The 13438-nt window shown below is 52.3% G+C and carries 11 protein-coding genes; 10 read left to right on the forward strand and 1 reads right to left on the reverse strand.

The window, feature by feature from the left end; genetic code table 11:
• Positions 1-64 precede the first annotated feature (64 nt).
• Positions 65-991: a PfkB family carbohydrate kinase gene (locus tag JYE49_RS13610; RefSeq protein ID WP_093957731.1), complete on the reverse strand. Its 927-nt coding sequence runs from the start codon at positions 989-991 to the stop codon at positions 65-67.
• A 157-nt stretch (positions 992-1148) separates the two neighbouring features.
• Between JYE49_RS13610 and JYE49_RS13615 the strand changes: the two genes are divergently transcribed.
• The 10 genes from JYE49_RS13615 to JYE49_RS13660 all read left to right on the forward strand — a co-directional run bounded on the left by JYE49_RS13615 (position 1149) and on the right by JYE49_RS13660 (position 13426).
• Positions 1149-1712: a 5-formyltetrahydrofolate cyclo-ligase gene (locus tag JYE49_RS13615; protein WP_304583143.1), complete on the forward strand. Its 564-nt coding sequence runs from the start codon at positions 1149-1151 to the stop codon at positions 1710-1712.
• Between the two features lie 76 nt (positions 1713-1788).
• The gene (gene dapA, locus JYE49_RS13620) at positions 1789-2682 is read left to right on the forward strand and encodes a 4-hydroxy-tetrahydrodipicolinate synthase (protein ID WP_093957729.1); all 894 of its coding nucleotides are present in this window, start codon (positions 1789-1791) and stop codon (positions 2680-2682) included.
• Positions 2679-3416: a 4-hydroxy-tetrahydrodipicolinate reductase gene (gene dapB, locus JYE49_RS13625; RefSeq protein WP_093957728.1), complete on the forward strand. Its 738-nt coding sequence runs from the start codon at positions 2679-2681 to the stop codon at positions 3414-3416. The genes dapA and dapB overlap by 4 nt, the downstream gene beginning before the upstream one ends.
• An 85-nt stretch (positions 3417-3501) precedes the next feature.
• Entirely contained in the window at positions 3502-4479 is a 978-nt protein-coding gene (locus tag JYE49_RS13630; RefSeq protein WP_093957727.1) for a diaminopimelate dehydrogenase, read from the forward strand.
• A 234-nt stretch (positions 4480-4713) separates the two neighbouring features.
• Positions 4714-6363, forward strand: coding sequence for a type 2 periplasmic-binding domain-containing protein (locus tag JYE49_RS13635; protein ID WP_093957726.1), 1650 nt, complete (start codon positions 4714-4716; stop codon positions 6361-6363).
• A gap of 483 nt (positions 6364-6846) precedes the next feature.
• Positions 6847-8568, forward strand: coding sequence for a type 2 periplasmic-binding domain-containing protein (locus JYE49_RS13640; protein ID WP_093957725.1), 1722 nt, complete (start codon positions 6847-6849; stop codon positions 8566-8568).
• 72 nt (positions 8569-8640) lie between these two features.
• Positions 8641-9639, forward strand: a complete 999-nt coding sequence (locus JYE49_RS13645) for an ABC transporter permease (RefSeq protein ID WP_093957724.1) — start codon at positions 8641-8643, stop codon at positions 9637-9639.
• A 5-nt stretch (positions 9640-9644) separates the two neighbouring features.
• Complete coding sequence (locus JYE49_RS15280; RefSeq protein WP_346763119.1) at positions 9645-11717, forward strand: carbohydrate ABC transporter permease; 2073 nt, start codon at positions 9645-9647, stop codon at positions 11715-11717.
• Positions 11718-11917: 200 nt separating this feature from the next.
• Positions 11918-12814, forward strand: a complete 897-nt coding sequence (locus JYE49_RS13655) for an AraC family transcriptional regulator (RefSeq protein ID WP_283399422.1) — start codon at positions 11918-11920, stop codon at positions 12812-12814.
• A 54-nt stretch (positions 12815-12868) separates the two neighbouring features.
• Positions 12869-13426 carry a hypothetical protein gene (locus tag JYE49_RS13660; RefSeq protein ID WP_093957722.1) on the forward strand — a complete coding sequence of 186 codons (558 nt, stop codon included), beginning with the start codon at positions 12869-12871 and terminating at the stop codon, positions 13424-13426.
• The last annotated feature ends 12 nt before the right edge of the window (positions 13427-13438 follow it).

Consider the following 13438-nt stretch of genomic DNA (forward strand, 5'->3'; position numbering starts at 1 on the left):
GAATTCAGAATTAAGAATTCAGAATTAATGCCCTTTTCCGGGATTGAATCCTGAACATTATGAATTATGAATTGGTCTTCAGGCCAAATTCTGATGGCAGGAAACGCGGACAGGTGTTTTCCAGGGAACAGATGACGGAGGAAGCGAGCCGGACGCCGATACAGCAGGCTTCGGCCAGCGCCTTTCCATAAGTCAGTCCTGCGGCGACACCGGCAAAGAAGGCGTCGCCGGCTCCGGTGGTATCCGCCACCGGAACCTGCTGTGCGGCACAGGTGCCGTATTCTCCGTTCCGGTTTGCCCAGATGGCGCCGTCTCCGCCGAGGGTGACAACCATGGAGGGAATTTCCGCATCCATGACCCTTTCCGAAAGCTGGCGGGCCAGCGCGTCCGGATCATCTCCGCTGAATTCAGCGGAGAAGAGGACGCCGGCTTCCTGCCGGTTGCAGACGAAGCAGTCCGTCTGCTGCAGGAAGGCGCGCCGGTCCAGGGCAATGTTGATGTTGGAAACGGCGGCATAGATCTGCTTGTTGTATTTATGTTTCAGCCGGAAGATTTCATCCAGCATCACTTCGTCCAGATCCAGCTCCAGCAGGATACTGTCGGTTTCGGCAAAGAGGGGATTTCCTTCCTCCTGAAGCAGGGGAAGCAGGGGCGACAGATCCGGCCGGTGGGAGATGGAGGCGCATACGTCGTTATTGTTGTCAAACACAGCCAGCCAGGTGCCCATGCCATCGGGAACCTTCCGGATGAAGCGGGTATCCACCCCGTGCTCCATGAGGCGCGTCAGTACATCTTCACCGGTACCGTTGGGATCCACCAGGGAAAGAAGCACCGGTTCCAACCCCAGGTTTCCCAAGTCCTCCGCAATATTCCGGCTGACACCGCCGTGGACGTACCGGACTTTGCCGGCGTTTCGTCCGCAGGGGATATAGGTGCGGGAAGGATAGCCCTTGATATCCACAAAGACGCTGCCAATCACAACAATACTCATGTGTTTCTCCTTTTTCATATCTAAAAGAATGACACAACAAGAGAACCGGCGGATTTTATAGAAAACTTTTCCTTATTTTACCACAGGGAACTCATGAAAAACAACCGGAAAACAGCATAAACGGAAACTGTATGATACAATACCAGACGGTATGAGAATGCGGAGGTGCACGGTGTTCGGCGGAGCGAGAGCGGAGAAGCAGCGGATCCGGCAGGAAGTGCGGCTGATTTCCGCAAACCTGACACCGGAGTACCGGCAGGAAGCCAGCCGGGAAATTGCCCGGCAGGTGCTGGAGCTTCCTTTCTGGAAACAGGCGGGTACCGTCATGATGTACTGCAGCCTGCCGGGGGAACCGGATACACGGGCTTTGATGGAAACGGCACTGAAGGAAGGCAAAACCCTGCTGCTGCCCCGATGCTATGAAGCCGGCAGGATGGAAGCACTGCCGGTGAAGGATCCCGCCGAACTCAAACCGGGTACGCTGGGCATTCCAGAACCGGCGGATGAGACCGGGGAGAAACCGGAACCTGACCTGATCCTGGTGCCCTGCATGGCAGCGACGCCGAACGGGATCCGCCTGGGCCACGGCGCGGGGTATTATGACCACTTCCTGGCAGAGCATTCCGGGAAAACCGTATGTCTCTGCTTCCGGAAACTGCTGCGGAGTGATCTCCCGGCAGAAGATACGGATATTTCCATGGACCTTGTGATCTCCGACTGAGTATTGGCGGGGATTGACGAAGGTTTTTTCATGAGGTAAACTGCATTCAATCGTTCAATTCTGGAGGTGTTCCGGTATGAAGCACACGATCTTTACGGGCGCGGCTACCGCGATTATCACTCCCTTTACTGAAGAAGGGATTGATTGGGATGCCTTTGGCCGGCTGATTGACTTTCAGCTCGCCGGGGGGATCAACGCGCTTGTAGTCGCCGGTACGACAGGCGAGGGAAGCACTCTCACGGACCGGGAGCATGAAGACGCGGTCGTCTTCTGCGTTAAACGTGTTGCGGGCAAAGTACCGGTAATCGCCGGAACGGGCTCCAACAATACCGCTCATGCCATTGAGCGGACACAGACCGCCTGCAAAGCCGGCGCGGACGCTGTGCTGCTTGTGACGCCCTACTATAACAAGACCACACAGCGGGGACTGATCGCCAGCTTTTCCGCCATCGCGGACGCCAGTGACGTGCCCTGCATCCTGTATAATGTTCCGTCCCGGACCGGGCTGAACATGCTGCCGGATACCCTGGCGGTGCTGGCAAAGCATGAAAAGATTGCCGCGGTGAAGGAAGCCTGCGGCAACCTGAGCCAGGTTGCGAAGGAACGGCTGCTGTGCGGGGATGACCTGGATATCATCTCCGGCTGTGACGACCAGATCGTACCGACCCTGAGCCTGGGCGGTATAGGCGTCATCTCTGTGGTGGCCAACATGATGCCGAAGGAGACGGCGGAAATCTGCTCCCGCTTCTTCAGCGGGGACGTGAAGGGCGCTGCAACGCTGCAGCTGAAGATGCTGTCCCTGATGAACCAGCTGATGATTGAGACCAACCCCATTCCCGCCAAGGCGGCCTGCGCAGCCATGGGTTTCGGTAAAAACCTGCTCCGTCTGCCCCTGGTGCCGATGGAAGAGGGCAACCGGCAGAAGATGCTGCAGATGATGCGTGAACTGAACCTGGAGGTAACGGAATGAGAATCATTCTGAGCGGATACGGCGGACATATGGGCAGGGAAGTCCGGGCCTGCGCGGAACGGATGGAAGACGCCCGGATTGTTGCGGGTGTGGATCCTATGGCACCGGCGGATGACATCTGTGTGAAATCCATTGCTGATTGCAAAACGGAAGCAGACGTGATTATCGACTTCAGCCATCACTCCGGAACCGGAGCACTGCTGGAGTATGCCATCGCGAAAAAGCTGCCGGTGGTGCTTGCAACCACAGGCCAGACCGAAGAAGAGAAAGCCCTCATTACAGAGGCTTCCAAACAAATCCCGATTTTCCTGGCAGCAAACTATTCCCTGGGAATTGCCACGCTGATAGACCTGGTGAAACGGGCGGTTGCCCTGTATCCGGACGGCGAGATCGAAATCGTGGAACAGCATCATGACCGGAAACTGGACGCGCCGAGCGGAACAGCCCTGTCTCTGTTCAATGCTGTGAAGGAAGTCCGGCCGGAAGCCACCGCCAACTGCGGCCGCTCCGGACAGGGCAAGCGGACACAGGACGAGGTGGGCATCCATGCCATCCGGATGGGTAATATCGTCGGCATTCATGAGGTGATGATCAGCACCCAGAATGAGCGGATCAGCCTGAAACATGAAGCTTTCAGCCGGGGTGTATTCGCCGAAGGCAGCCTGAAAGCGGCGGCATTCATGGTGGGAAAGAAACCGGGAATGTATGACATGAAGGACATGTTAAATGCTTAAGCATTTAACATGTAATGAATACTGAAAAATGAATACTTAAAACTTAAGAATATTTTGTTATACAGACAGATAAGGGAGAAAAACAATGAAGATTGCAATTTACGGGTATGGTAATCTTGGACGGGGTGTGGAACTGGCGATCCGGCAGAATCCGGATGCGGAACTGTTCGGCGTATTTACCCGCCGGGATCCGAAAACGGTGACAACCCTGACCGGCGCGCCGGTGTATGCCGCGCAGGACGTGGAAAACTACGTCGGACAGATTGACGTTATGATCATCTGCGGCGGCAGCGCTTCCGACCTGCCGGAAATGACCCCCATGCTGGCGAAGAGGTTCAACGTGGTGGATTCCTTCGATACCCACGCACGGGTGCCGGAGCATTTTGCCAATGTGGATAAAGCAGCCCTGCTGGGCGCACATACCGCGATCATCAGCGCAGGCTGGGATCCCGGCCTGTTCTCCCTGGCCCGCCTGTACATGAACATCGTCCTGCCGGACGGCAAGGACTACACCTTCTGGGGCCGCGGCGTGAGCCAGGGCCACAGTGACGCTATCCGCCGGATCCCCGGTGTGAAGGACGCCCGCCAGTACACCGTGCCGGTGGAAGACGCCCTGGCAAAGGTGCGCGCCGGAGAGAATCCGGAACTGACCACCCGCCAGAAGCATACCCGTGAGTGCTACGTGGTGGCGGAGGAAGGCGCGGACAAGACCCTGATTGAAAAGCAGATCAAGGAGATGCCCAACTACTTCGCTGATTATGATACGACGGTGACCTTCATCACTGCTGAAGAGATGAAGCGGGATCACAGCGAACTGCCCCACGGCGGACAGGTGATCCGCTGCGGTGAAACCGGCAAAGACGGCAATCACAAGCATGTGATGGAGTTCTCCCTGAAGCTGGACTCCAATCCGGAGTTCACCGCTTCCGTACTGGTGGCCTGTGCCCGGGCGGTTGTCCGGATGAACAGCCGTCAGATTTTCGGCTGCAAGACGCTGTTTGACGTCGCTCCGGCGGATCTGTCTCCCATAGATCCTGCGGATATCCGGAAGAAGCTGCTGTAAGTTTCCGGACACAAAAAGCATAAAATGATCAATGCCTCCCCTGCGCTGCGGGGGAGGCATTGTTGCATTCAGGGCACAATCCCGGTATAATAGGGAATGAAAAGAGCACTGTTTTCTGAAGAACTGAATGATTCCTGAAAAACCGGCCGACGAGAATAACGACAGCGGAATCTGTTGTTGTTCCCTGGAAAAGGACATAATCGGCAAACATAATTGTTTACGGAGGGATGCGCCATGAAAAAGATGCTGGCTGTGCTGCTTGCATTGGCATTGATTTTCGGGACTGCTGCTGTGGCTGAGGACGGGACGCCTGAGCTGATCACCGTCACGGTGTTCCGGGGAGAAGCGGGTGAACAGCCCACCGCGGACAACCGGATTTACAGGAAGATCGAGGAAGAACTGGGCATCCGGTTTGACATCCGGTTCCTGACCGGAGATCTGGATGAGACCCTGCTGCAGATTCTGTCAGAGGATACATATCCGGATCTGATTGACGGCGCGAACAGCGATGAAATCCTGGAGGACGCGGGCATACTGATTGACCTGCTGCCCCATATCAGCGAGGAGAAAACACCGAACCTGTACAAGCATCTCTATACGGACAACCGGATCAACCAGCTGGTTACGGATGACGGAAAGCTGTACATTATTCCGAATTACGGGATTAACTATAATCAAAGGTCACTGACCTATGCCAACGGTCCGGCTTTCTTCCTGCAGAAGCAGGTTATAGCCTGGAACAATTACAAAGTTCCGACTACATTGAATGAGTATTTTGACCTGATAGAACGATATATTGCCGCAAATCCGGAAACACCGGAGGGAGTTCCCTATACGGGTTTCGCGATTCTCTGTGATGACTGGCATCGTTACTGCCTGGTCAATCCGGTTCAGCACCTGATGGGCCGTCCGAACGACGGAGACGTGATTGTGGACGTCTCAACGCCGGAGTACAAAACTGAGACCTTTATCAACCAGCCTTACGCAAAGGCTTATTATGCCAAACTGAATGAAGCGTTCAACAAGGGCCTGATACGGGAAGAAACCTTCCACTGGAATTATGACCAGTATATGGATGCGCTTTCGGGCGGTTCTGTGCTGGGTATGTTTGACCAGAACTGGAATATGTCTGCCGCAAACGACGCCCTGTACATGTCCGTAAAATTTGAACAGACTTACCTGGCGCTGCCGCTGGTCTACGATCCGGAATATGTGGACGGCCGGGAAATCGAAGAGCATTACGTGAACTATGACGTGATGAACAAGGACCGGGGCTTCGGCATCTCAGTCACTTGTCCGTATCCGGAACGCCTGATCGCCATGATGGATACCTTCCTGTCTGATGAATGGCAGCTCCTGTTCCAGTGGGGAATTGAGGGGGAAGACTATTACGTCGATGAAAACGGCCGGATGAGGATGACGCTGGAACAGTTCCTGGCGCAGGCGGCTGATACAGAGTGGAAACTGGCAAACAAGGCCTTGGCCATCTGGGAAGGTTGCCCGAAGAAGGAAGGAACAATGGATGACGGCAACGCCTGGGCACCCATGGAACAGCCCGAAATCTACTATGACCAGATGACAGACTATGACAAGGAATTCCTCGCAGCCTGTGGAAAGAAACTGCCGATTGACTTTTTCAATCCGCCGCTGGAACTCGCGCCCTACGGGGAAGCCTGGCAGATAGACAAGGACCCGATCGACATGGATTATATGGACTTTGAACAGATTGAGGATCAGTGGCTGCCGGAAATTATTATGTGCGATCCGGCTGAACTGGACAGCCTGTGGGATGATTTTGTGGATGAGATCAGTCACAGCGCCGCTGTTTACTCTGAATTCATGCAGGAGGAGATCCTGAAACTGGTGGAAAAGGCGGCAAAATGATACGAACGGGTACAGAAAGACCAAGTTCCGGGGACGGGGTGAATTCACCCCGTCTCTGTTTGAATGGACGGACAGAAACTGTAGATGGGAAAAACAGGAAATATATGCCGACAGGCTGAAACCAGACTGATCACAAGATGCTGTATACAAAGGAAAACTGAGCAACAACTTATCATATTTCTCAAATAGTTGCGTAAGTTTTTGATGAGATGATTTGTGTAATCATCTCATTTTTTGTTGCACAATTATTGAGAATGGATACAATATAAAACAGGCATACTTATTGATATACAAAGGGATTCCGGATCGCACGGTTTGAGCATCAAAGAAATCGATTTCAAAATTGAGGAGCAAAAACTAATAAATAAAAGAGCAACAACTTGTTAACAGTGACCGAATGTGCCATTGTGAAAGTACGTACATTTTGACACAATAGATGCAAAGGCACGAGGTGCCAAAAAGAAAAAATGGAGGAGAAACACTATGAGGAAAATCCTGGCTGCCCTGTTGGCTCTGGCGATGGTTCTCGCTCTCGTTCCCGCCGTTATGGCTGAAGGCGAAGAACCCCTAACGCTCACCGTCTTTATCAGCGATCCCGGCGAACCGCCGACTGAAGACAACAAGATCTACAAGCTGATCGAAGAAAAACTCGGCATCAAATTCGAGTTCGAATACGTTGCCGGCAACCTGGACGAGAGCCTGGGTCTGAAGATCACCAACAAGGACTATGCTGACCTGTTCTCCGGCGGCAACAGCGCTGACCTGATCATCAACGGCGGTGCTCTGATCAACCTGCTGGACTATGTTAGCCCCGAAAAGACTCCCCTGCTGTGGGAGCACTTCGCAGCTCAGAAGGCTCGCCTGATCGACAAGGATGAAAACGGCAATGACGTGCTGTACATCATCCCCAACTTCGGTCTTGCGGACGGCGGCCAGATCGTTAACACCGTGAGAGGCCCCGGATTCTTCATTCAGAAGCAGGTTCTGGAGTTCAATGGCTATCCCCAGATCAAGACCCTGAATGACTACTTCGATGCTATTGAAAAGTTCATTGATGCCAACCCCACCGATGAGAACGGCACTCCCTATGTCGGATTTGCCATCCTGTGCGATGACTGGCGTCATTTCTGCCTGATCAACCCCGTGCAGCACCTGATGGGCCGTCCGAACGACGGTGAAGTCGTGGTCGACATCAATGATCCTGACCTCCACACCGAAACCTTCATCGACAAGCCCTATGCCAAGATCTACTACAAGAAGCTGAACGAAGAATTCAACAAGGGCCTGATCGAACGCGATACCTTCACCGATGGTTATGAAGCCAACTACATCCCGAAGCTGTCCAGCGGCATCGTTCTGGGCATGTTCGACCAGGGATGGGACTTCGATACTCCCACTGCTGCCCTGCAGGATGCGGGTATGTACAAGAACACCTATGTCGGCCTGGGCCTGACCTACGAAGCGAAGGACCTGGAAGGCGTACAGCTGCCCACCGAAAACTGGCAGATCGAAGAACATTACGTGAACAGCGAAGTTCCGAACGTCCGCCGTGGCTTCGGTATCTCTGTGAACTGCAAGTGCCCCGAGCGCGTTGTCGCTATGTGGGAAGAATTCATGAAGCCCGAATGGCAGCTGATCTTCAACTGGGGCATCGTGGATGAAGACTACTATATCGATGAAAACGGCCGCCTGCAGATGACAGACGAGCAGTACAAGAACACCCTGAACAGCCAGTGGAAGCTGGAGAACAAGGCTGATGGCATCTTCGGCAACAGCCCGAAGCGTCAGGGCACCATCCTTGAGGACATCGTTCTTGAAGATGGCCAGGTCGTCAAGGCCGGCAACTGCTGGGAAGTTGGCAACCAGCCCGAGATCCTGTTCGGCCAGATGGACGAATATGACAAGAACTTCCTGGCTGCTTACGGCTACAAGAAGTTCTCTGACTTCGTGAACCAGCCCATTGAGCTGGCTCCCTGGGGCGAAGCCTGGCAGCTGAACAAAGAAGCTGTGGCTACCGAAGTTACCCAGTTTGGCCAGATTCAGGACAAGCGCCTGCCCGAGCTGATCATGTGCGACCCCGCCGAATTCGATGCCAAGTGGGACGAATTCGTCGCCGAGATCGGACCGGCCGCCAAGGTCTATTCCGAGCATATGCAGAAAGCAGTTGTTGAAGCGACTCAGAAATTCCTTGAAGGTCAGAAGTAAGATTCGGTAATACCTGCCAGGGGAGAGAGTCATTCTCTCCCCTGGGTTTTTGAGAAAGGGGTTGTCCACCGCATGACCAGTATCCCGCGGAATGCCAATAAAGTGATTAATACAGGACGAAAATCCAAATTTGCCAAGATCATGGGAAGCCAGTGGCAGCTAATGCTGATGTCGGTTCCCGTGCTTCTTTACGTTCTGTTGTTTAATTATACGCCTCTGTGGTACTGGATTAATGCTTTTAAGGACTTCGGCAACAAAAACGCGTTCGGCAAAGGCAATGCGGCCTGGTTCGGTCTGGGCAATTTCGCGCAACTGTTCAGGCCGAATGCTGAAGTAGTGGGCGGACGAATGGGCCTCTGGAACGATTTCGGTCAAAGTGTCCGGAACACCCTGGCTATGAGCCTGATCAACCTGGTATTCAGTACGGTGGCTGCCATTGTGCTGGCAATCCTGTTGAACGAGGTGAAGAACAAGGGGTTCAAGCGGACTGTACAGACTGTCACCTATCTTCCTCACTTTCTGAGCATGATTGTCGTGGTAAGCATGACGCAGAATATTTTCTCCACCAACGGGGCTGTAAACAATTTTCTGATGAATACGGGCCTGATCAAGGATGAGATATTCTGGCTGGGTGATAAACGATACTTCTGGCTGCTGGTTGGTATTGTCAACGTGTGGAAAGAAGTCGGCTGGGGCACTATTATCTATATTTCAGCCATGACTTCCATCGATCCCTGCCTTTATGAAGCGGCAGCAATTGATGGCGCGGGACGGTTACAGCGGATCCTGCACGTAACGCTCCCGGGCATCAAATCCACTTTTGTTATTCTTCTGATTATGAATATCGGCCACTTGATGGAGGCCGGATTTGAAATTCAGTATCTGCTGGGCCGCGGCGTGGTATACGATGTGGCCTGCACCATTGATATCTTCGTGCTGAAGTACGGCACCGAAAAGCTTGACATGGGTATTGCGACTGCTGCCGGCATATTCAAGAGCGTGGTGGCGATCGTACTGCTGATTGTCGCGAATGTGATCGCTAAGGCGTTGGATGAAGATACACTGATCTGACGAAAATGGCGAAACAGACACGGCAAAGAGCGGAAGACAAGGAAGGTGGACGTATGAGCATGATCAATCAGGAGTCCAATAAGGAATTTATCGGAACTCAAAGAGGTATTCGGGATATTCTGAAAACCATCCGGGAAGGTACCCGGATGTCAAGAATACAGCTTCGTTTCGCCATGACTGTGGCGATAGTACTTCTTATTGCTCTGTTTGTGATTATGATCGTTGCCGGAGAACGGGCGAACAATACCGTCCTGGTGAATGAAGAAGCAGAATTACTGACAGATGCAACGACTGCCGAGCGGATTTTTTCCGCAGACGGCAAAACCCTGGCGTTCCAGGAAGGATACACATGGTCCGGTGAAGGACCCCGGTATATCCTGAATGAGCGTATGACCACATCCAAACCCTATTGGCTGACACTGAGCACGGAGAGCGAGATCGCCGAATACGAGCAGGTACTCGGTGAAGGACGCTTCCTTCAGGTTGAAAATCTCGGAAACAACGGTATCTGGGTCGCAATGGCCACCGAGGATGAAATCAAAAATGTGACGAAGGCTTCAGAAGAGGCTAAGATTGCTCGCCTTGACGGTATCAAAGATTCATCCTGGCTGCAGAAAGGTACTGATGAAGATAACAAGGCTGCTGAGGCTGCTTTCAATAAGATCCGGTTTATCCAGTTTGAACGGCTCGGCAATACACACATCCGCCTGCGTCGCGGCACAGACGCAGAGATACAGGCTATTGATAACGAAAAATCCCATTATGAACAGCTGCGTTCCATTGCACTGATACTCGTGCTTGTTGCACTCGGAGTATTTATCTTTGTCCTGAAATCCGGAAAGATGCATAACAAACCGATTTCTTTCAGGAATGCGGTCAAAATGATCGCGCTGGTTGCCGGTGCGGTTTTCCTGGGACTGGCAGTATTCATGACAATACAGGCGGATTACAGACAAGATGAAATGAATCGCCAGAATCCTATGATTATGGTAATCGATGGTGAAACGACGGAGGACGAAGAGATTCTCGAAACAACCGCATCTGATCAGAAGTTCAGTTTCCCGGACAAACAGGGAGCGACCAGGACGGTCGTGATTCCTCAGAGAGTTACAGGCCTTTCAACACACCGGATTATTCAGTACGCTGCATTAGCGCTGCTGGGTATTTTATTGGCGGTTATAGTGTATTTCTTCCGGTATGAACGTGATCTTGGTTTCCCGATTTTCAATACGGTGGTTCTGATCCTGCTGATGATGGTTACGCTTTATCCGGTGCTGAACACACTGGCTACCGCATTCAATGAAGGAACGGACGCAATCCGCGGCGGGATCGGCATACTGCCCCGTAAATTTAGCATGAAGAGCGTGGACAATATCCTGTCCAAGCAGGAGATCTTCGACGCTGCCTGGGTATCTGCTTCGAAGACAGTGATCATTACCGTCCTAAACCTTTTCTGGACCGGCATGCTGGCATATGCGCTTTCCCGCAGGGAATACGTGCTTCGTAAGCTTATGACCACGGTGATGGTGCTGACCATGTACGTGAATGCCGGCTTGATCCCGAACTACATCCTGATTTCCCAGACGCTGAACCTGGCACATACTTATTGGGTATATATTATTCCGACCATGTTCTCCTGCTTTAATATGATCGTAATCCGAACCTATATCCTCGGACTGCCGGACGCCCTGGTGGAATCCGCGAAGATTGACGGTGCGGGTGATCTGAGAATCTACTGGAAAATCATTTTCCCGCTGTGTATGCCGGTTTTGGCAACGGTTGCGCTGTTTGTTGCAGTAGGCAGCTGGAATAGCTGGTTCGATACCCGGTTGTATAATGCAGGACAAAAGGATCACAAGACGTTGCAGTACCTACTGCAGATGAAGATTCTGACTGCGGGAACAAACGCTAATGCGGCGAATGCCACTACAGACGCTCTGAAAGCGTCTTCCAAGGTGGAACCTGTCACGATCCGGGCCGCTATTACCGTCATTTCCACTGTTCCGATTCTGGTTGTATATCCGCTTCTCCAGAAGTATTTCGTAACAGGTATGGCGCTGGGCAGCGTGAAGGGATGAACCTCTTTTGACCGCCAGTGGCGGAAATATCAAAAGAGGTGAATTCAACCGAAACAAGCGAGCTGCCCGGTGGGCAGTCGCGCCGATTGAGGTTGCGGGGCAAAAGCAGAGCATTAACCAATGAAAAATGAAGAATGAATAATTAAGTGTTTTCTTAAGGACACTTATCAGACAAAAGGAGGCGTGGACCGGTGTCACAGATGAGGAGCGCGGAGGTCTCTGCCCGGGCCGCGCGCTATGAGGACGGTTTCCGGGTGCTCCAGGGCAGGCGGGAATATGTTACCTACCTGGATGATTCATCGATCCGTATCTGGTATTCGGATATCCCGTGGCGGTATGAAACACACGATCATTCAGCGGTGGAGATTCTCCTAACGCTGGAGGGCATGGTGACATACACCATCGAGGATAAGATTTACCAGGTTCGCAAGGGGGAGATCCTGATTGTGCCACCGGATACGCTTCATTCCCTGACCATGGGCGAGGGAAGCAGCCGGTATCTCTTCCTGTTTGAATCCGACGCTATTATGACCATGCGGGATATCAAATCCATGGCCATGTATTTCCACAAACCGTTCCATCTGAGGGACGGATCGGACGCTCATGTGCGTATCCGGGAGCTGCTGCTCAGGGCAAGGGAAGCCTATGAGAAGCGGGAAATGATGTGGAACACCATGTGCTACAGCTGCATTCTCCGGGTTTATGCTACGCTTGGACAGCGGTATCTGAGCGGCATCAAACCGCGAACCGGGGATAACATGCGGAACATGGACTCGGAAGTGATCAATGCGGTAATGACTTACATCAACAATCATTATCGTGAAGAACTTTCTCTGGAGGATGTGGCGAAGTTTGCCGGATTCAGCCGTTACTACTTCTCCCGGTCCTTCAAACGGCAGACAGGTTATTCGTTCAAGGATTACCTGTGCCAGAAACGGTTGCAGGTGGCAATGGACCTGCTGATCCGCACAAACCGTTCCATGCGGGATGTGGCCATTGAAAGCGGGTTTGGCAGTGTGGCGACGTTTAACCGGGTTTTCCGGGAAAAGAAAGGATGTACCCCCACGCAGTATCGGGCGATTTATGGAACATACTGATCGATCATTCTGGTTTCCGAGTGTACTGTAATACTTATAGAGAGGCGAAAAAGTGTGAAAAAACTTGGCATTATTATCAGCGTCATCTGCGCGATCATTACCGCGATTGCCGTATTGGGTATCATTCTGGCAAACCAGGGCAAGGTGGAAACTTTTGAAGCCAATCAGCTGGGAGAAGTATACCGGATTGCAGCAATGGATTTCCCGGAAGCACCGGAAGGGGAACCGGTTGATCCGACTGCAAGCCACCCCAAATCTGATTCTCTTGTTCAAATCCTGAAAAAGAAAACAAGTGATACACTGACCGGCCGCCTCCGGTTGATCGAAGGCCTGATGAACCGCTTTGAGGCCATGGAAGTCAAGATGGTAGGGGAAGGTTGGGACAGATCGGATCCTGCCTATAATGATGCACTTGAAAAAAGATATGTAGAAGAAATAACCAGCTATGGTATTTACCGAAATCTCACAAGCCTGTCAGCTTGGGAAAAGTTCTGCATGTTTGCGATCACCTATCGTTCGGTGATGTTGATTTTCGGATTCCTGGGTGTTGGCCTTGGTCTGGCAATCGCCTCCTCCAGCAATTATGAAAGTGATCTGGATGAGTCAAAATAATGGTTTTTCTGC

This window comes from Aristaeella hokkaidonensis, assembly GCF_018128945.1.
GTDB lineage: Bacteria > Bacillota > Clostridia > Christensenellales > Aristaeellaceae > Aristaeella > Aristaeella hokkaidonensis.